Source organism: Pseudomonas sp. PS1(2021) (assembly GCF_020405165.1).
In the GTDB taxonomy this organism is placed as follows: domain Bacteria; phylum Pseudomonadota; class Gammaproteobacteria; order Pseudomonadales; family Pseudomonadaceae; genus Pseudomonas; species Pseudomonas aeruginosa.
The window spans coordinates 1,333,133-1,352,425 of the sequence record NZ_CP084484.1 but is presented as its reverse complement, the minus strand read 5'-3'; the positions used below and the strand labels follow the sequence as shown (position 1 = coordinate 1,352,425).

Below are 19,293 nucleotides of genomic sequence, written 5' to 3'. Positions count from 1 at the left end.
CCGCCAAGTCTGGCACCCGGAACTCGTAGCGGTTTTCGTCGCCTCCGGCGAGGTCAGGGTTGGAGACATGGCCCTCGGGGCAATATGCTGTGGCCACGACACACGCTGTGAGCGACTATCGATGCCAGGGACTGCACTGTTCGAAAAGCCACGCTGGTTGCGCGACCTCCTGCGCTTCCTGCCCCTCAAGAGTCAATTCGTCCTCTCCGGGAACATCCGCGACCTGCAAGCCTGCGAAGTGGTGCCGGGTACGGTCACCGCGCAGAGCTTCAACCAGACCCTCTGCGACGCCCTGCTGGACGCCGGCTACGCCCAGGTGCTGGCCTGGGATCCGCTGGCCGGGTTCCGCGTGCTCGGCCGGCCGGGCAGCGAGGCGGGGGCCACTCCGCAGGTGCTTCTCGACCTCGGCCTGACCCCGGTGGACGGCGCCGCGCCGGCCGGCATCGACCTACTCGGCGCGACCCTGCAACGCCTGGTCAACCGTAGCGGCGAGCCGATCGCCCTGATCGTCGACTTCGCCTCGCGCCTGGCGGTGCGCAACGACGCCCTGAGCGCCGCCGAGCATCAGTTGTTCACCCAGGCCCTGGTGCTCTCCCACCAGGCCCGCAGCCGTCCCGCCGGGGAACAGCGCAAACCGTTCTTCAACAGCGTACTGTGGGTGGTGGAAAAGGAAGGCGACCTGCCCGACTGGCTGCTGGTGGACAACCCGCGCCTGCGCCATATCCCGGTGTCGAAGCCCGACCAGCCGGCGCGCCGGGCCCTGGCCCCGGCGCTGCTCCGCGGGCTCGGCGGCGCGGGCGTCGCCGAGGAGGCCCTGCAACAGGCCACCGCGACCTTCGTCGAGAACACCGAAGGCCTGCTGCTCCTCGATCTCAACGCCATCGTCCAGTTGGCGCGCGTGGAAGGCCTGGCCATGGAACGCATCGCCGACGCCGTGCGCCGCTACAAGGTCGGCGTCACCGAAGACCCCTGGCTGAAGATCGACCGCCAGCGCATCCGCCAGGCCGACGAGATCGTCCGCCGCCGGGTCAAGGGCCAGCAGCACGCGGTGACCCACATGCTGGACATCGTCAAGCGCGCGATGACCGGGGTCGGCGCCAGCCGCAAGGGCAACCGCCCGCGCGGCGTGGCATTCCTCGCCGGGCCCACCGGGGTCGGCAAGACCGAGCTGGCGAAGACCGTCACCAGCCTGCTGTTCGGCGACGAGAGCGCCTACATCCGCTTCGACATGTCCGAGTTCAGCGCCGAGCATGCCGACCAGCGCCTGATCGGCGCGCCGCCCGGCTACGTCGGCTACGACGTCGGCGGCGAACTGACCAACGCGATCCGCGAAAAACCCTTCAGCGTGGTGCTCTTCGACGAGATCGAGAAAGCCCACCCCCGGATCCTCGACAAGTTCCTGCAGATCCTCGACGACGGCGTGCTCACCTCCGGGCGCGGCGATCGCGTGTACTTCTCCGAGGCGCTGATCGTGTTCACCTCGAACCTGGGCATCTACCGCCAGGGGGAAAACGGCGAACGGGTCGCCAACGTGCTCCCCGGCGAGCCCTTCGAGGCGGTGCAGGGCAAGGTCCACGGCGAGATCGAGCGCTACTTCAAGCTGGTTCTCAACCGCCCGGAAATCCTCAACCGGATCGGCGAGAACATCATCGTCTTCGACTTCATCCGCGCCGACGTCGCCGAGCAGATCTTCACCCAGATGGTCGACGGCACCTTCGCCGACCTCCGCGAGCAGCGCCTCGTCATCGAACTGGCCGAGGCGCCGCGCCAGGCGCTGCACGACCTCTGCCTGGGCGACCTGTCCAACGGCGGCCGCGGCATCCGCAACCAGCTCGAAGCGCGCCTGCTCAACCCGTTGTCGCGGGCACTGTTCGACCAGGACGCGCAGCCGGGCGAGCGCTTCCTGATCAGCGCCCTGGACGCCGACGGCCTGACCCTGGAACGCCGCTGAGATGGAACTGAGCCTGTCGCGGGTGCATTTCCCGGTGACCACCCTGGGCCCGGGACGGCGCCTGGGCATCTGGTTCCAGGGCTGTAGCATCCGCTGCCCCGGCTGCATCTCCGCCGATACCTGGGGGCCGGGACGGCGGCGCATCGCCCTGGCACGCCTGCTCGCCGACATCCAGCCATGGCTGGAGCAGGCCGAGGGCATCACCGTCTCCGGCGGCGAACCCTTCGAGCAGTTCGCTGCCCTCCTCGCCCTGCTCGGCGAACTGCGCCAGCGCAGCCGCGCCGACATCCTGGTCTACAGCGGCTACCCGCTGGAGCATTTGCACGCGCAACTGGAACAGGCCGCCGGGCTGATCGACGCGCTGATCAGCGACCCCTACCAACAGCACGCCGAACAGAGCCTGGCCCTGCGCGGCAGCGACAACCAGCGCCTGAGCCTGCTCACCGAACTCGGCCGCGCGCGCCTCGGCGGCTACCAGCGGCCACTGCGCGAAGACGACAAGGCCCTCGACCTGATGTTCGACCATGACGGCAGCGTGTGGATGGCCGGCATCCCGCGCCGCGACGACCTGCTGCGGCTACAGGACCTGCTGCGCGAACAGGGCCACCAACTTAGCGTCAGCGCCCATCGGCCGCGCTGAATGGATCGATACCGATGATACGTTTCTGCCCCAACTGTCAGAGCGAACGCTCGCTTTCGGAAATCTTCTGCGAAGGCTCGATCCAGGGCCAGCCCTGCGGCTGGGACCTTTCCGCCGAAGCCATCCATCCCGCCGGCTGGCGACCACAGCCGGTGCTGACCCAGGAAGCCATCGCGCCGCCCGCCAGCGATCCGCCAGCGGCGTCCGCCCCGCTCTGCGCCAACGGCCACCCGCTGCAACCCGGCGACCTGATGTGCCTGGAGTGCGGCGCCGCGCCGGCCGAAGGCCCGCTGCCGATGCAGGCCGAGGCCACGCCGCAGCCCGCCGTCACGGAAACCCTGATCGACGGCTGGCGCCTGCTGCGGCAGATCGCCAGCAGCGACGGCGTGCGCGAGCGCTACCTGGCCGAACATGCGGAAAGCGCCCGCCAGGCGGTGCTCACCCTGTATCGCCCGGGCGCCGAGCCGGACCCGGCGATCTACGACGTGATCCGCCGCCTGCCGCGCGAACACGTACCGGAAATCCTCGCCACCGGCCGCTGGGACGAGCGCGCCTACGAAGTGGTCGAGGAACTCACCGGCGGCAGCCTCGCCGACCTCGGCACCGTGCTGGAGGACCGCGAGGCGGTGCGCCACGTGGTCCGCGAGCTGGGCCACGCCCTGCACGTGTTCAACGAGGCCGGCCTGCGCCACCGCGACCTGCGCCCGGCCAGCCTGCTGGTGCGCAGCCACGAGCCGCTGGATCTGGTGATCAGCGGCTTCGGCTCGGCGCGCCTGTCGGAATTCGACCTGGATATCGTCTCGCCGCTGGAAACCAGCCGCTACATGGCCCCCGAGGCGATCGCCGGCGGCGTGGCGGCGGCTTCCGACTGGTGGAGCCTGGGCATGATCCTGCTGGAGCAGTTGACCCGCGGCGCCTGCTTCGAAGGGGTCAACGCCAACGCCTTCCTGATCCACGTGCTGGCCAACGGCGTAGCGCTGCCCGACGACCTCGACCCGCAGTTGCACCTGCTGCTGCGCGGCCTGCTTGCACGCGACCGCCACCAGCGCTGGCAGTGGCCGCAGGTACAGGCCTGGCTGAACGGCGAGGCGTTGGACGCGCCGGCCTCGGCGGACAGCGAAAAGGACGACGCCGAAGGCGCCAGCATCGCCCTCGGCGCACGGCGCTTCCGCAAGCCGACGGTCTTCGCCCTGGCCGCGGCCCAGGCCGAGCACTGGGCGGAGGCCCTCGACCACCTGCTGCGCGGGGCGATCGTCACCTGGGCCGAGCACATCGGCCTGTCACCCAGGCTGCTCGCCGGCCTGCGCCAGGTGGCCCAGCACGAGGGGCTGGAGGACGACTTCCGGCTGATGCTGGCGCTCAAGCTGTTGAACCCGGAAATCCCGCTGATCCAGCGCGGCGAGATCGTCACCCCCGGCTGGCTGCTGGAGCATCCGCTGGAAGGCTACCGGCTGATCAGCGGCTCGGTGCCCGACCTGCTCGAACAGTTGCACACCGAAAGCTGGCTGTCGCGGCTCAAGACCCGCGCCGAGAACGTCCGCCAGCGCGCCCTGCATCAGCACATCGAACTCGCCGAAGAACAGTTGCGCATCTACCTGCTGTCGACCTCGCGGGCGCGCCTCGCCGCGCAGTGGCAGGAGCGCCAGCGCCTCCTGCCGGACACCGAGCACCCCGGCCTGCTGGCCCTGGCCGAGCGCCGGGTGATCGCCGAGGAAGACCTGATCGTCCTGCTCAGCGCCAACATCGGCCAGTTCCGTGCCGCCGAGGCGATCGTCGAGGAAGCCGCCGGCCTGGCCCGCGACGCCGATGTGCACCTGTTCGACGCGGAGACCGCGCGCGGCCTGTTGCAGCACTCGCGGCAGGAGCTGTACCGCCGCGTCGACGAACGCATCAGCGGCTTCGCCCGCAGCGGCGTGCCCAGGGTCGACGAATGGGCCGAGCAGTTCCGCCTGGAGCGGCGCATGCCGTTGGCGAGGGTCCTGGTGCTGCTGGCGATCCCGCCGGAACAGTGGCTGGAACCGCAGAAGCAGCAGTACGTGTCGCAGATCCTCGATTTCTTCGAGAAGAAAGTGGTCGCCGCAGTGATGCGCGGGCCGCTGGTGCGCATGAGCATCGGCAAGAGCACTCCACGCATCGACCTCAACGAACTGGATAGCGCGCGACGCCCCGCCGCCGCTCTGCTCGACCACCTGCTGCAACGCAACGCCCGCGCGGTGAGCCTCGACCCGGACAGCTTCCTCGCCAACCCGCAACTGGAAGTGCGGCTCAACGCGCTGTCCCGGCAAAGCTCGCTGTACAAGCGCGACACCGGCATCGACGGCCTCTACCTGGGCTTCCCCTTCCTGCTCAACCGCGACCCGCGCGGCACCACCCGCACGCGCATCGTGCCGCTGCTGCTGTGGCCGCTGAAGCTGCAGCTGGAAGTCGGCAGCCGTGGCCAGGTGGCGCTGGCCTTCGACGGCGAGCGCGAGGAAGTGCGCCTCAACCCGGCCCTGGAAAGCCTGCTCGGCCCCGAGCCGTGCAAGCGCTGGCGCAAGGTCGCCGACGAACTGCTCGGCCGCTCCGCGCTGCGCGCCGCCGACGTGATGGATGCCTTCGGCCTGCTCGCCACCCCGCGCGGGCGGGTGCTGGAAGGATTGCCGCCGAGTTCCACCGAGGTCACGCCCTACCAGGACCAACTGGCCTGCGCCGCGGTGCTGTTCCACGTCACCTTCATGGGCCAGGCGATCGGCGAGGACCTGCGCCAGTTGAAGAGCCTGCCGCCCTCCGGCACTGGCCTGGAGACCGCGCTGCGCCTGCGCGAGAACGGCGAGCCGGAAGCCCGCGAGAGCCCGCCGGAGTTGCAGCGCTACTTCACCGTGGCCAGCGACCCGTCCCAGGAGGCCGCCGTGTTGCAGGCCCGGCAGAGCCCGGGGCTGCTGGTGGAAGGCCCGCCCGGTACCGGCAAGAGCCAGACCATCGTCAACATGGTCGCCGACGCCATCGGCCGCCAGCGCAGCCTGCTGATCGTCTGCCAGAAGCACGCCGCCCTGGAAGTGGTGCACAAGCGCCTGGTGGCCGAGGGCCTGGGCCAGCGCATCGTCATGCTCAACGACGTCAACCGCGACCGCGAACCGGTGATCCGCAACATCCGCGAGCAACTCGAAGCGCTGTTCGCCGACGCCGGCGGCGCCCAGGGCTGGGAGCACCAGCGCGAGCGCCTGGCGGCGCGTATCGAGGCGCTGGAAGGCGAACTGGACCGCTACCACCAGAGCCTGCACCGCGTGGACGAGGCCACCGGGCTGAGCTACCGGCGTCTGCTCGGCGAACTGATCGAGCTGGAGAAAGGCTCGCCGCCGCTGGACTTCCCGGCCCTGCGCCAGCGCCTGGCGGCGCTGGACATCGGCAGCCTGGCGCGCCTGGAGGAAAACTGCGCGCCGCTGGTCCGCCTCTGGCTACCGGCCCACTATGAAGGCAGCCCGCTGGCGCAACTGCGCGCCTTCGCCACCGACCAGGCCACCCTGCAAGCCTTCGCCGACAGCCTGCGCGCCTTCGGCGAAGCGGAGAACGCCCGGCAGAAAGCCCTCGACGAACACCCGGCGAGCTTCGAGGTCGACGACCCGACGCCCTACCGCGCCTGGCTGGCAAGCCAGGTCGGTACCCTGCTGCATTTGCGCGAGGAGCAACGCCAGCGCCTGGCCCACTGGTTGCCGCTGTTCCGCGACGCCGCGCCAGGACAGCCGAGCCGTGGCGACGGCCTGCTGGCGGAGGCCGAGCAGGTCGAACGGCAACTGCGCCAGCTCGACCTCGAACGGCATGCGCCGCTGCTGTCGCCGGCCCTCGCCATGCTCGAAGAGAACAACCTCGAACGCTTCCAGGCCCACGCCCGCCAGGTGCTCGAGGCACGCACCTGGCTGGCCCGGCTCAACCCGCTGCGCCTGCTGCGGCGCGGCCGCCTGCGGCGCTTCCTGCGCGAGCACGGCGAGGCCGACGACGACAGCCGCCTGGCCGCCCTCCTCGGCGCCTGCGACCTGGAGCGCCAGTGGCAGCCGCTGCGCCGGCAACTGGCGGCGCTGCAACAGAGCCTGGGGCTGGCGACAGTCGCCACCGATGCCGGTCCGGAACTGACCGGCCTGGCCGGCCACGCCAGCCAGCAACTGCGCGAGATCCAGACCCTGGCTCGCGGCCTGGCCCAAGCGCCGCGCGCCGAGCAGCTCGACGCGGTGATCCTCACCGGCGAGAAACAGCGCTTCGAAGCGCTGCTCGGCGACCTCGACGCCGCGCTGATCCGCCAGGCCGCACGCCAGCTCAGCCTGGACAAACTGAAGGTGCTCGCCGACTGGCTCGGCGACGAACTGCTGGAACAGCTGCACCGCGCCATCGCCGGCAACCAGAGCAACCTACCGGCCCTCGGCCGCCTGCGCGAGGCGCTGCCGCAACTGGTCGCCTACCAGCGCTTCCGTGGCCGCGCCGGCCAGCTCGAAGCCACCGACCTGGAATTCCTGGCCCTGCTGCGCCAGCGCCAGGAACGACTCGACGCGATTCCCGCCGAAGCACTCGAAGCCACGGTGCGCCGCATGCTCAATCGCGAAGCGCGGCTGGGCTGGAAGCAGCGCCTGGAACAAGACAATCCGGAACTGCTGTTCAGCCAGGACGAAGCCAGGGCCAGGGTCGCCAGCCTCGCCGAAGCCGATGTACAGATGCGCGCGCTGAACCGCGAACTGCTCGGCAAGGGCATCGACACCGCGCGCCTGGGCAGCCGCAAGCAGTGGGAAGACGTCACCCGCCTGACCGGCAAGCGCTCGCGGCGCCTGCGCGAGTTCATCGAGCTGGGCGCCGAACTCGGCCTGATGAGCCTGCGCCCGGTCTGGCTGATGAACCCCGACCTGGCCAGCCGCGTGCTGCCGCTCAAGGCCGGGCTGTTCGACATGGTGATCTACGACGAAGCCTCGCAGATGCCGGTGGAGTTCGCCCTGCCGACCCTCTATCGCGGGCGGGTCACGGTGGTCAGCGGCGACGAGAAGCAGATGCCGCCGACCGCGTTCTTCTCCAGCCGCGTGGAAAGCGACGAGGCCGAGCTGTTCGACGGCGAAGCGCCCGACGAGGACGCCGACGAGGAGCAGCGCGAAGCCTACGAGGACACCTGGAACCGCCGCGAGATCAAGGACTGCCCGGACCTCCTGCAACTGGCGCGCAACGCCCTGCCCAGCACCACCCTGCAGATCCACTACCGCTCGGCCTACCGCGAGCTGATCGGCTTTTCCAACGCCTCGTTCTACGGCAACCGCCTGAGCGTGCCGGTACGCCATCCGCAGGCCAACATCCTGCGCATCAAGCCGCTGGAACTGATCCAGGTGAACGGCCTGTACCAGAACCAGAGCAACGAGCGCGAGGCCGAGCGAGTCGTCGACTACCTCGCCGAACTCTGGCGCCAACCCTACGCGGCGCGGCCGTCGGTGGGCGTGGTCACCTTCAACCGCAAGCAAGCCGACCTCATCGAGGAGCGCCTGGAACTGCGCGCCGAGCAGGACGAGGCGTTCCGCGCCGCCTACAGCGAGGAGCGCGAGCGCAGCGAAGACGGCGAGGACATGGGCGTGTTCGTGAAGAACGTGGAGAACGTGCAGGGCGACGAGCGCGACGTGATCGTCTTCTCCTCCACCTTCGGCCGCAACGGCCAGGGCAGCTTCCGGCGCAACTTCGGCGTGCTCGGGCAGACCGGCGGCGAGCGCCGCCTCAACGTGGCGGTGACCCGCGCGCGGCGCAAGGTGGTGATGATCACCTCGATGCCGATCGGCGACATCTCCGACATGCTCGGCACCCAGCGCTCGCCGAGCAGCCCGCGCGACTACCTGCAAGGCTACCTGGAATACGCCCGCGCACTGTCCGCCGGCGAGTTCGCCGGTACCGGCCAACTGCTCGAGCGCCTGCACACCGACCGCAGCGACCAGCGCCGCCAGCACTACCAGCGGCACGACGGCTTCAGCGAGATCGTCGGCGAGTACATCCGCTCGCTGGGCTGGTCCGCCGCGCCCGCCAGCGAAGGCGACGCCTTCGGCCTCGACTTCGCCATCGAGAACCCGGCCACCGGCCTCTACGCCATCGGCATCGAATGCGACGCCCCCTGCCACCCGCTGCTGGAACGCGCCCGCGCCCGGGAAATCTGGCGACCCTCGGTGCTGCGGCGGGCGATCCCGCACCTCCACCGGGTTTCCTCCCAGGGCTGGTACCACGACGGCGACAACGAACGCGCGCGACTGCGCGCCGCCATCGAGAAGGCCCTGGCGCCCAGCGCGGAAACCCATCCCACGGCAGCAGCGGAGGCCTCCCAATGAGCGGACCGAAAGTCGTACGAATCGTCACCCGGGAAGAAGCCATCGCCACCTGCGAGCGCGACCTGCAACGCCTGGACAAGGCCCTCGCGCGCTGGGAAAACCAGGCCAGCCGGCTCGCCCAGCTCAGCGACGCCGAGCGCGCCGCCGCCCACGCCCGCCGCGCCAGCCTGCACGCCCTGCTCGAACAGGAACGCTGGCTGGACGTGCAACTACAGGTGAAGATCGAAAGCGAATTCCTCAAGCGCGACCTCGCCGAACGCGAAGAGCGCGCCATCCGCCAGGCCGCGGAAACGCGCCAGCAACACCGCCGCCTCCAGGAAAACGCCAGCGCCCTGCTCCAGGCCCTCGACGCCAGGCCCGATGCCGCCAGCGCGGCACTCCGGCAAACCCTGCAAGCGCTGGCCAACGGCGCCCTCCGCGACGACGCGGAAGCCCTGCTCGCCCAAGGCTTCGCCGCCCTCGCCAGCGCCCCCGCCGAAGAACGCCTCAGCGCAGCCCAGCGCGAACTCGCCCAGCGCCTGAAGACCGACGAAACGCCCATCACCCTGGAACAGTGGCGCGCCCGCCAGCAACAGGACGCCCCGCGCGAACAGCGCCTGGCGCGCATCGACCGGCACATCGCCGAACTGCAACTGCTGCAAGGCGAGGCCAGCGCCCAAGCGTTCCTCGAGCGACTGGCCCGCGCCGAAGCCGAACAGCGCCCGGAGCGCCGCAACCTGCTGCTCGACAGCCTGGTTCTCAACCTCGCCCAGGCCGCCCGCGAACACCAGCAGCAACGCCAGCGACTGGAACACCTGCAAGACCTCGCCAGCGAAGTCGCCGCCCTCGGCGCCGCCGAACACGCCGAACTGCTCCAGCGCGCCGCCGCCTGCCAGCCCGACAGCGATCCGCAGCAACTCGCCGAACTCACCGAGCGATGCAACGCCATCCTCACCGCCCACCTCCAGCAACAGGCCGCCCTCGCCCGCCGCCAGGCCGTGCTCCAGGGCCTCGCCAGCCTCGGCTACGAAGTCCGCGAAGGCATGGCCACCGCCTGGGCGCAGACCGGCAGGGTCGTCCTGCGCAAACCCGCCACCCCCGGCTACGGCCTGGAAGTCGGCGGCAAGGCCGACAACGGCCGCCTGCAACTGCGCGCCGTCGCCCTCAACGCCAACCGCGACAGCCAGCGCGACCGCGACATCGAAACCCTCTGGTGCGGCGAATTCCAACGCCTCCAGGCCCTGCTCGCCGCCCAGGGCGGCGAACTCAGCGTGGAACGCGCGCTGGGAGTGGGAGAAGTGGCGTTGAAGGAGATTGGCGAGGAGGAGCAGCGGGAGATGGGGGTGGTGCGGCAGAGGGGGTTGTGAAGGGGCCGGCTGGCGCCGCGGCGAGGCATTCGATCCGGGCAGCCCATCGCTTGACCCCTGGATGCCCCCTCGCTACCCTGCCGGCCAGGTGCTGAACACACCTTCTCTAGGCGGTTAGCCGCTCCCGAAAGCCAAGCGGTTTTTTACCTACACAGGAAAAAATCATGGCTACCCAGAAATCCCCTCTTTCGAACTCTCGACTTCTAACGATCGGCTACCAGCTCTATGAAAGCCGTCATAGCGATTGGGAACGTCGTGGCAAGCCACGGCCAATTCCCTACCTGCGCTTGAGTGGCGACTGGCTGGAGGCTGCGGGCTTTGAGGTTGGCTGCAAGGTGAGCATTCAGGTCACCAGGCGGCGCCTTGTCATGCACGTAGTTGAGGATTGAGGCCAAGCGCCCCTCGGGCAGAGGGTATCTGCTCAGGGGGCGCTGGTTTCTCTGTGAACCTTCATCCCATTCCTGCCGCATCTCGCCCTGCGCTCGCGCACCAGGCATCGTAGGAAAACGTCGCTCAGACACCCTTGTCTCCTCGAGCTGAAGCCAGCATGGGAGAGCAAGCTCAGCGTGAAGCGAACTCCTGGACTACAGGTAGCAGCAAAAAACCTATGGGTGGCTGACGATTCGCCAGGAGCACATCCTACAGCTTGTAGCCCCCCTATCCCATGAAGAATCCCTACGATCTTTCTCCCTTCGTCTGAAGGAAGTATGGTGGCGGGCAATGGCGTCGCAGACGCCCGAGGCCCCGCCTCGCCGCCAGCCCGAAAAGATTCCTGGATATCGCCGTGACAAACGCATCGCCCCCCTCCTCCCTGGTAGACGTCGGCCAGCTCGCCGCCGCCCTCGAACGTTTCGCCGCCGAGCGCAACTGGGCCCAGTTCCACTCGCCGAAGAACCTGGTCATGGCCCTGACCGGCGAGGTTGGCGAACTCAGCGAGATCTTCCAATGGATGGACGAGGAGCAGTCGAAAGACGCCGCGCGCCATCCCGACACCGCCCAGGCGGTGCAGGACGAACTGGCCGACGTACTCATGTACCTGGTGCGCCTGGCCTCGGTCCTCGGCGTCGACCTGGATGCCGCCGCCCGGCAGAAGCTGGAGCAGAACAACCGGAAATACCCGGTAGAGAAAGCCCGGAATAGCAGCAAGAAATACGACCAGTTCTGAAGAAAGGCCATATCAGGGAAGATCGACGTGATCGTTTACGAAGCGACCAAGAAGCAGTTCCTGCAAGACAGCGACAACGACGATATCGAAGAAGTGATCCTCCAGCATTTCAAGGCGGTCACCGGCAAAAGCGTCGGCAACTCGGAAATCAACTCGTGGAAAGGCTCCCTCGGCTACATGGCCAAGGTGCTGCGCGACGAGGAAGTGCCCGACGACACAGGCCTGGCCATCGAGCTGCATATCCCCCAGACCTCCAAGCGCATCGACATCACCCTCACCGGGCGCGACGAGTCGGGAGCCAAGAACGCGGTGCTGATTGAACTGAAGCAAGCAAGCTGATCGGCGATCGGCAGTGCCGATTCAAGAATCGCAGCAAGCCGCTTGCAGGTCGCCACCATGACGACTCTCTGGTGCTAAGCAAGGGCTCCAAAGGTGAATGGACACCGCATGACTTGCGCCGCACTGGCGCGACCATGATGCAGGAACTCGGCATCACGCTTGAAATCATTGACCGCTGCCAAAACCACCTGTTGGGCGGCTCAAAAGTACGCAGGCACTATCTCCATCATGACTACGCCGAAGAGAAAACCTTGGCATGGAGCCAACTTGGACGCAGGCTAGAAAATATTCTCAACTCTAGCGAGATTCACAGCGAAAGTAAGAGCTAGAAACTCCAAAAGCCGACACTACATCCATGTACTGCAGAGCGCTTCTGCCTGAGCCAACACCAGCTGTGCCGCAGTTTCCTGCTGATCTGGAGGATACTTATATTTCCTTAGAATTCGCTTGACTAAGAGCCGAAGCTTTGCGCGCACGCTGTCGCGATTATTCCAATCCACAGTTACGTTCTGGCGTAGGCTCTCGGTCAGCTCATGGGCAATCTTAGCTAGAGTCTCATCGCCTAGTTCACGCACAGATGACTCGTTGTTTGCCAAAGCATCGTAGAACGACAACTCATCATCATTCAGTCCAAGCTTTTCACCACGCTTGCTAGCGGCGGCAAACTTCTTGGCCATTTCGATAAGTTCCTCGATGACCTGGGCTGTCTCAATAGAGCGATTCTGATATCGCTTGATTACATCCCCCAAAAGCTCTGAAAACTTTTTTTCCTGCGCAAGGTTACTGGAAAACTTGCTCTTGATTTCCCCTTCCAAAAGCCGCTCCAGGAGCTCAACTGCAAGATTTCTTTCTGGAAGACTTCTAATCTCAGAAAGGAAATCCTCATCCAGCAATCCGATATTTGGCTTTTCTAATCCAACCGCCGCAAACACATCAACCACTTCGCCAGAAACTACGGCATTACAGATAATTTGACGAATAGCCAAGTCACGCTCTTCATCCGTTTTCTTCTTCGCGCTGATTTCTCGCTTAGTGAGCAAAACTTTAATCGCCTGCATGAATGCCACCTCTTCACGCACGGCCTTAGCCTCATCTAAGGTGCAGCACAAACTGAATGCCTTGCTCATGGCTAAGGCATTATCGGCAAAGCGTCTCTTACCATCTTCTAATCCAAGGACATGGTTTGCTGCACCAGCCAATAGCTTGTGCCCGCCGATAATAAAATCGCTGTAGTCGAAACCATGCAGCATGGCACGCAGAACATCGAGTTTTTCCTCAAGCACGGCATAGGCTTCGTGAGCGTCCACTGTCGGCCGGCCACGCCCTTTGCTTGCGGTGTACTCCTTCAAAGCGGCCTTTAGCTCGTTAGCAATACCGATGTAATCCACCACCAGGCCACCCTGCTTGTCCTTGAACACGCGGTTCACACGAGCGATGGCCTGCATCAGGTTGTGGCCTTTCATCGGCTTGTCCACGTACAGCGTATGTACGCAGGGCGCATCGAAGCCCGTCAGCCACATGTCTCTCACAATCACTAGCTGCAGCGGATCCTTCGGATCCTTAAAGCGCTTTTCAAGGCGTTTCTTTACCTGATAGGGATAGATGTGCGGGCGCAGCAGGGGCTTATCCGAGGCGCTGCCGGTCATCACGATTTTGATCGTCCCCTTCTCGGGATCCTCGTCATGCCATTCAGGACGCAGTGCGATGATCTCGCTATACAGATGCACACAGATCTCGCGACTCATGGCCACAATCATTGCCTTGCCCTGCTGAGCCTGATTGCGCTCCTCAAAATGCGTCACCAGGTCAGCCGCTACACGCTTCAGGCGAGGCTCGGCTCCGACAACTTTTTCCAGAGCGGCCCATCGGGACTTCAGGCGTGATTGCTGATCTTCCTCCTCATCCTCGGCCAGCTCGTCCACCTGATCATCGATCTGTGGTAGCTCGCTTTCATTGAGAGCCAACTTGGCAAGGCGCGACTCGTAGAAGATGGCCACCGTGGCACCGTCTTCCTTGGCCTGCTGCATGTCATAGACGTGGATGTAATCGCCGAAGACCGCGCGCGTGTCACGGTCCTCACTAGAAACCGGTGTACCGGTAAAAGCGACGAAAGTTGCGTTAGGCAGGGCGTCGCGCAGGTGCTGGGCATAGCCCACCTGATAGCGAGCCTGCCCCTCCGCGACCTTAAGCGTGTCCACCTTCAGCTCAGCATTGAAACCGTACTGGGTACGATGAGCCTCATCGGCGATTACCACGATGTTCGAGCGGGTAGAAAGGACTGGGAAGCTGTCCTCGTCCTCCCCTGGCATGAACTTCTGGATGGTGGCAAAAACAACGCCGCCGCTGGGGCGGTTACCCAGTTTCTCTCGCAAATCTCCACGGGTCGTGGCCTGAACAGGCTGCTCGCGAAGCAAATCTTGCGAGAGGGAGAATACTCCGAACAATTGGCCATCAAGGTCGTTGCGGTCCGTAATAACGACGATGGTTGGGTTCTCCATTTCGGCGGCCTGCATCACCCGGGCAGCGAAGCAGGTCATGGTGATACTTTTGCCCGAACCCTGGGTATGCCAAACCACCCCCCCCTTGTGCGTGCCGCCAGGCCTTGAAGCTTGAACCACCTGGCAGATTGCCGCCCGCACAGCGTGGAACTGGTGGTAACCGGCAATCTTCTTGAAAAATCGACCATCGTCCTCGAAAAGGACGAAATAACGCAGATAGTCCAGCAACAGCTCCGGCGCCAAGACCCCGCGAATCAGAGTCTCTAGCTCGTTGAATTCGCCTAGTGGATCAAGCTTCTCGCCATCAATTGTGCGCCAGCGCGCAAAACGTTCAATATCGGCCGACAGCGAGCCCATACGCGCCTCACTGCCGTCGCTGATAACCAGAATCTCGTTGTAGTGGAAAACGTCAGGAATCTGCTCTTTGTAGGTTTGTATCTGGTCGAAAGCCTTCATCAGGTCGGCATTCACATCGGCTGGATTTTTCAGCTCCAGCAGCACCAGTGGAAGGCCATTAACGAACAAGATGATGTCCGGCCGTCGCGTATGCTTGAGCCCTTGAATGCTGAATTGATTGATAGCCAGCCACTCGTTGGCCCTAACATCAACCCAATCGATCAGCCGCACAAAATCGCCGCGGGTTTCACCCTCTTTCTGGTACTGAACGGGCACGCCGTTGACCAGCAGGCGATGAAACAGGCGATTCGCCGAAAGTTGCACGGGCAATCCGAGATCCAGCACCTGTCGCAAAGCATCTTCGCGTGCGGCCAGCGGCACCTGCGGATTCAGCCGGGCAATCGCCGTACGCAAGCGCATCGCCAGCAACACATCTCGATAGCTTTCGCGCTCGGAATTAGCTCCCTCATGGGAGATATCCGGCCCGTACAAATGCTGGTAACCCAGCTCACTCAACCAGCCGAGGGCGTCCTGTTCCAGTTGGTCTTCGGTCATTCCCAAACCTCAATCCTTCTCTTAAGCCAGCAAGTCCAAGGCATAGCACGGCTGGCGCATACAGCGAGCAAAGTCCACCTGGTCCAGCCCCAACAAGGTATCGGCGTCCAGATCAAAGGGCAGCACCCAGAGCTTCAACTCTGGGCTGAACTCGAACGGTGCCAGATGCCGCTCAAAGGCGGCCCATCGTGGGTAAATCAGCGCCATTTCCCCCTGCCCACCAAGATATTTTTGCCCATAGGCAAAGAGCTGGTAGAAATCCGCCTGACTGAGTCCGTACTTGTTCTGCCGATCACTTCCATCCAGCTTTTTCCACTTAGTATCCAGCACCCAGGCCTTTTGACCACTCTCCAGCAAGAGGTCAGGTTCCAAACGAAACATGACGCGTTGATCGTGCACACAAAGGCTATGGCGTGCGGCCTGCGACGTTAGTCGTGCTCCTACAACCAATTGCTGCCGCAACCAGCGCTCCACATAAGACTCAAACAGCTTTTCCATCGGGAAGAGCAGGCTCATGCCTTGCCATTGTCCAGTCACAGCAACGGGCATCTGCTGCTGGAGGATCAACTCGCACCAAGGCTTAATTGCCTGGTAATGCGCCATCAGTCGATCACAGCTCCAGGCGCGCAGGTCCATGCTTACGTGGCGACTAGCAGGCATCTCAGCTAGCATAGCGCGCAGCTCACTTGCCAGACGCCAGTTAGCAGCGTCCTGCGTGGTCTTGGCCACCAGTTCCAACGCCAACTTCAGCAGGCGGTTCTCTGCTCGATCAGGCAAGAACACATCGTGGCGGATCTGGAAGTGATGCTGCCGCCCCGGCGGTTGGCGCATTTGTGCCACCATGTTGAGCTGGCCACGTAGAAAGCGCTGCTCTTCTTCCAGACGTTGGTAATCGAAGCGCACGCCACGCTTAATCAGCAGGTCCAACTCGTTGAGAAACTGCCCCATTACCCACTCACTTAGGGGCGCGTCGAACAGTTCGAGGCTAGTTGCCGATATCTCTCGAGGCTTCAACGACAAAGCGCTCTGAATAAGCTTGCGCAACAGCGCTCTGCTTTTCCGCCTGCAATCATCCTGCTGATGATGTTTGGGAAGAATTTCCAGCCGCGTACCGCAGGGCGTTTCCAGTACGCCTACGTAGCTATCCCACTTCAGCGAACGGCGCCCCTCCACCTGCAGAAGCGTGGCTCCGCCCCGGTTAAAACAAGCACTTAGCTCGCAGAGCCAGTCAAAGGCACTGTTCGAAATTTGGGCCTCATCCAGCGAAGGCATTACCGCCTCGGTAGTGAGGCGAGCGTATTCACGGATGGTGATCAGCTTGAGCGTCACAGGGCTCCGCCCAGAATTGTGAGATAGCTGTCCAACGAGTTAAAGGCATTGTCGTTCAACTCCCAGCGTTGATCACTGAGCTTCTCTGCCACCTCGCCGCCAAACAGCTCGGCAAGTCTCTGCTCACCCTGGGGGCGTCTTACAAAGCGCTCGGTGTTCCGAGTGTTCGCGTGCTGATCATTCAGTACCCAGCCAATCCGCTCCCAATCCTCGAAGAAATACTCCTGCAATAACGGCAGAATTTGGTTGCGGAAAATAGCCTCCAACCTTTCCAGTGTGGGCTCGGTCTTGAGTGGTATGAAGTAGGCGTGCCCCAGGCAATGATCCCGGTCCAGCAGCACCTCAATGCGCTGGTTCATAGTCCGCAGCAGTTGGCCGACATTCAGACCGCCAATGCGCACATCATCCAGCAGCTCAGGTCTAGGCGGCATTTCGCGAAACTCAAAACGACGGCGCAGTGCGATATCCAGCCCTGCCAGAGAGCGGTCAGCAGTATTCATGGTGCCGATCAGATAGACATTCTGCGGAACAGAGAATCGCTGCTTGGAGTAAGGCAGCACCACCGAAAGAGCCTCCTCAGCGCCCGCGCGCTTGGATTGCTCGATCAGAGTGATCAGTTCACCGAAGATGCGAGAAACATTGCCCCGATTGATCTCGTCGATGATCAAAACCCGAGCAGTCGAATTGCTATCAGCTCCGCCTGCAGCCCCCGCCGTAAGTATGTGCTCAACCAATGGGGACAGGATGTTGTTATAGCCGTTGACCAAGTAAGGCTCCAACGTCGATCCCGGAAGCTTCTCGACGGCGGTTTTCTCACGGATATCCTTCAGCGTGATCTTTCCTGTACGCACTGCCTCAGCCAGCTCGTTCAACATGCTGATAGAGAAAGGAAGCGAATTACCGTTTGGCTTTTTCAGCTCAAGCAGGTCGGAGGTTGCCTGTACAACCTGATAGTCCCTACCGAAAACCTGACCCACTGAGAAAATATGGCCGGCGTGAGTGGCTACCTGGGAGCCCAACAACGCCTGCAGCTTCTCGCGATTCAACGTTGGGCTACGCAGCTCGTACAACGTCATCTGGCTGAACTGGGCATTGAGCAGCTCACCATGCGGCAGAGAGGGGCTGTATTGGCGCAGCCATTTCACCGGGCGCATCTGGGCGTAGCCATCCTCATACTCAGCATGCGGTTTGAAGGTGTAGTCGCCAGAAATTTCGCCAATCGCACGGAATTTAAAATTGCCGTCACTCACCACAACCATGTCGCCCGGTTTCATTTTGGTGACGAATGCCGAGACGCTGGTCAGGCTGTAATCATTGGAGCCATCAAGCGATACACCGGCCTCAGCAAAGCGCTGTCGGACTTCACCGCGACTTTTGCACCCGCTGAAGTCGACCCCGCCACCGTACCCCAGCAGCACATAGCCGCCCTGCAAGCACTCGTCGTAAATGCCAGCATCGCTGCCCAACGTATTACCGAGTGACATTTTCCAGACGCGGCGCTTCCCTAGATCTAGCGGAGCCTCCGCTTTCTGCATCACCTTAGCGGCAGCTACTTCACACAGACTCTTGAATACGCCATCGACTACTTCATAACGCAGCTGTCCGCTAGTCTCGTCGCTTTCAGCCCGCAAACCTTCAACAAAGTCCTCATAGCTGAAGCTCTGATGGAAGGTTACAAAGCGAATGCGTCCTTCCTCTGCCAACTGATCGAAGCGAGACTTAAGCAGTCCACGGTCCTGGCGATTGGCAACCAGATAGGCCTGATCCAACACCTCCAATGCGGCCTCGACGGTGGCGTAGGTTTTACCGGTACCTGGGGGGCCAAAGAGGATTTGATTCAGAGGTGCGCTGCTCATGAGGTTTGATCCACTCTTGATCTCGGTTGCTTGCCGATCAGTTGGCATGTCATCTAGGTACAAGCCCAGAAGACCCTGGAAAGCCTCCTCGCTGGGCAGGCTCACTAAAATGGTTGGGGCCCCAAGCCACAAGCGAGGAGCATTAGCTTCTAGACCACTGTGTCGGGTGCGCTCTGCCGCGTAAGTCTCCCAGGCAGGCAAAAAAGACTTGGCCTCAGCCATCCAATCGCCGGGTTCCAGGAACAGTGCCGGCTTTCGGCCTGGTTCGAGCGCTAACTGTCGCCCATCGTGAGTCTGGAAACCGGCCATTTTTACCGTCGCAGGCTTCACTGGGGTAACGTATTCTGAGGCCTCCAGCAGCTCTTTCAGGCGCTGACCAGACCATCTCTGAGCCGCCAAATTCGATGCTTGCTTCCACACTTGCCGGCCATAATCCATCAGGGGACTGTCGGCTCGTTCAGCCATCAAAGCCGCATGCATCTGCCCTGGAGTAGCCGGTTTGGCCATGCCACTGGCCAAGCGCAATGAGTCCTCTAGATACACCGGCAGAACCGTCGGCTTTTCGCGATCCTGGTACAAAAAGGCCAACTTCCACTTGGTGACAGTGCCAAGATCGGCCGCGTCAATCGCCGCCAAATCACCACGTCGGGATGCCTGAGCAATATCGAGAATGATGCTTTTTACCCGAGCGAATGCCGACTCTGCCGAGTCACCGTACTTGCTGACCCAGGCATAGTCAGTCGAGTACCGGGTGTGCTGATCTCCTGCTTTGGGACTCTTGTCTTTCCGCGAGTAGATGCCGAACTTAAAGGCTGAGCCACCCCATATAGAACCCAACTCTTCAGTCGCCACCTCCAGCCAGTAAGTAAACGTATTGCTATCACCGGCCTGGGTGTACTGCTCCAAG

The 19,293-nt window shown here is 63.5% G+C and carries 9 protein-coding genes and 2 pseudogenes; 8 read left to right on the top strand and 3 right to left on the bottom strand.

Features of this window, described 5'->3' with window-relative positions:
- The first annotated feature begins 67 nt into the window (after positions 1-67).
- The 8 genes and pseudogenes from LE197_RS06610 to LE197_RS06575 form a co-directional block, all read left to right on the top strand.
- Entirely contained in the window at positions 68-1,951 is a 1,884-nt protein-coding gene (locus LE197_RS06610) for an AAA family ATPase (protein ID WP_030046111.1), read from the top strand.
- 1 nt (position 1,952) lies between these two features.
- Positions 1,953-2,591 (top strand): 4Fe-4S single cluster domain-containing protein, encoded by a 639-nt coding sequence (locus LE197_RS06605; RefSeq protein ID WP_003090610.1) that lies wholly within the window; start codon positions 1,953-1,955, stop codon positions 2,589-2,591.
- Positions 2,592-2,605: 14 nt separating this feature from the next.
- Positions 2,606-8,902: an AAA domain-containing protein gene (locus LE197_RS06600; RefSeq protein ID WP_196752258.1), complete on the top strand. Its 6,297-nt coding sequence runs from the start codon at positions 2,606-2,608 to the stop codon at positions 8,900-8,902.
- Entirely contained in the window at positions 8,899-10,248 is a 1,350-nt protein-coding gene (locus LE197_RS06595; RefSeq protein ID WP_061195361.1) for a hypothetical protein, read from the top strand. Before LE197_RS06600 ends, LE197_RS06595 begins: the two co-directional genes overlap by 4 nt.
- A 164-nt stretch (positions 10,249-10,412) precedes the next feature.
- The gene (locus LE197_RS06590; RefSeq protein WP_015502756.1) at positions 10,413-10,637 is read left to right on the top strand and encodes a SymE family type I addiction module toxin; all 225 of its coding nucleotides are present in this window, start codon (positions 10,413-10,415) and stop codon (positions 10,635-10,637) included.
- Between the two features lie 395 nt (positions 10,638-11,032).
- Positions 11,033-11,413 carry a nucleotide pyrophosphohydrolase gene (locus LE197_RS06585; protein ID WP_003155927.1) on the top strand — a complete coding sequence of 127 codons (381 nt, stop codon included), beginning with the start codon at positions 11,033-11,035 and terminating at the stop codon, positions 11,411-11,413.
- A gap of 27 nt (positions 11,414-11,440) precedes the next feature.
- Positions 11,441-11,749 (top strand): annotated as a pseudogene (locus LE197_RS06580) (ATP-binding protein); the annotation flags it as partial.
- Positions 11,743-12,081 (top strand): annotated as a pseudogene (locus LE197_RS06575) (integrase); the annotation flags it as partial. The pseudogenes LE197_RS06580 and LE197_RS06575, both read left to right, overlap by 7 nt.
- Positions 12,082-12,099: 18 nt before the next feature.
- Here LE197_RS06575 and LE197_RS06570 read toward each other — a convergent pair.
- The 3 genes from LE197_RS06570 to LE197_RS06560 are packed head-to-tail and all read right to left on the bottom strand — an operon-like array spanning position 12,100 to position 18,386.
- The gene (locus LE197_RS06570) at positions 12,100-15,201 is read right to left on the bottom strand and encodes a type I restriction endonuclease subunit R (protein WP_073666498.1); all 3,102 of its coding nucleotides are present in this window, start codon (positions 15,199-15,201) and stop codon (positions 12,100-12,102) included.
- Between the two features lie 21 nt (positions 15,202-15,222).
- Positions 15,223-16,473 (bottom strand): McrC family protein, encoded by a 1,251-nt coding sequence (locus LE197_RS06565; RefSeq protein ID WP_045175673.1) that lies wholly within the window; start codon positions 16,471-16,473, stop codon positions 15,223-15,225.
- A gap of 53 nt (positions 16,474-16,526) precedes the next feature.
- Entirely contained in the window at positions 16,527-18,386 is a 1,860-nt protein-coding gene (locus tag LE197_RS06560) for an AAA family ATPase (protein WP_250211625.1), read from the bottom strand.
- Positions 18,387-19,293 lie beyond the last annotated feature (907 nt).

What these genes read in the sequence shown, in the direction of transcription:
- LE197_RS06600 (WP_196752258.1), top strand. Translation starts at nt 2,606, where the DNA reads ATGATACGTTTCTGCCCCAACTGTCAGAGCGAACGCTCGCTTTCGGAA.
- LE197_RS06610 (WP_030046111.1), top strand. Translation starts at nt 68, where the DNA reads ATGGCCCTCGGGGCAATATGCTGTGGCCACGACACACGCTGTGAGCGA.
- LE197_RS06590 (WP_015502756.1), top strand. Translation starts at nt 10,413, where the DNA reads ATGGCTACCCAGAAATCCCCTCTTTCGAACTCTCGACTTCTAACGATC.
- LE197_RS06570 (WP_073666498.1), bottom strand. Translation starts at nt 15,201, where the DNA reads ATGACCGAAGACCAACTGGAACAGGACGCCCTCGGCTGGTTGAGTGAG.
- LE197_RS06565 (WP_045175673.1), bottom strand. Translation starts at nt 16,473, where the DNA reads ATGCCTTCGCTGGATGAGGCCCAAATTTCGAACAGTGCCTTTGACTGG.
- LE197_RS06605 (WP_003090610.1), top strand. Translation starts at nt 1,953, where the DNA reads ATGGAACTGAGCCTGTCGCGGGTGCATTTCCCGGTGACCACCCTGGGC.
- LE197_RS06560 (WP_250211625.1), bottom strand. Translation starts at nt 18,386, where the DNA reads ATGAGCAGCGCACCTCTGAATCAAATCCTCTTTGGCCCCCCAGGTACC.
- LE197_RS06595 (WP_061195361.1), top strand. Translation starts at nt 8,899, where the DNA reads ATGAGCGGACCGAAAGTCGTACGAATCGTCACCCGGGAAGAAGCCATC.